Annotated in this window: 1 protein-coding gene and 2 pseudogenes; all 3 read left to right on the top strand. The window is 45.8% G+C overall.

Annotation, left to right across the window (positions count from 1 at the left end; all coding sequences use genetic code 11):
• A pseudogene (locus tag ACFIJP_RS09620) lies at positions 1-229 on the top strand (baseplate assembly protein); the annotation flags it as partial.
• 11 nt (positions 230-240) lie between these two features.
• Positions 241-441: a hypothetical protein gene (locus ACFIJP_RS09615; protein ID WP_273790108.1), complete on the top strand. Its 201-nt coding sequence runs from the start codon at positions 241-243 to the stop codon at positions 439-441.
• 3 nt (positions 442-444) lie between these two features.
• Positions 445-603, top strand: a pseudogene (locus ACFIJP_RS09610) (baseplate assembly protein); the annotation flags it as partial.

Here is a 603-nt window from a genome sequence, read left to right as displayed (position 1 = left end):
TGGCGCTTTGCGAATGACAAAAGATGAGCTCATTCTCTCTCATGGGGAAAACCAAATCCATTTGAATAGCCAAGGTTTGGTGCTTTCTCATCAAGCAACCTGTGTTGAATTAACGGGTAGTGTGCACATTCAGGCAGAAGATTTACAGCATAATCAAAAATCTGTTGGCGCAAGCCACAAACACGGTGGGGTCAAAATGGGTCCCTCCACAACCTCTTCCCCCCTTTAAAGGAGTTTATCATGCGTGAGAACACTTATGTTATTTTAACCAATGCAGACTTTGTTGCAGGCAAGCGTTCACCGGGCAAGGGTGAGGAAATTTGTTTAAGTGAGGAAGAGGCTAAATATCCGTTGCTGCTTGGTCAGATCACTGAAAAACCAGCACCTGTTGTTTCTGCGCCCCCAACTGTTTCTACCACAAAGACAAGCAAAGGAGCTTAAAGCATGCGGTGCGGGATGAGCGAAAAGGATGGCTCTCTTTTATATGGCTTTGCGCATTGTCAACAGTCACTCCGTAAATGTCTGACGACAAGAATTGGGACACGGGTTTTGCGTCGTCATTATGGATGTGATGTTGGAGCATTCCAAGACGCCAATGCTGAT

Origin of the sequence: Bartonella sp. MU37NMGALS (assembly GCF_042194015.1) — a bacterium.
GTDB lineage: Bacteria > Pseudomonadota > Alphaproteobacteria > Rhizobiales > Rhizobiaceae > Bartonella > Bartonella grahamii.
The sequence above is the reverse complement of the archived record's forward strand: the minus strand, read 5'-3'. Positions and strand labels throughout refer to the sequence as shown.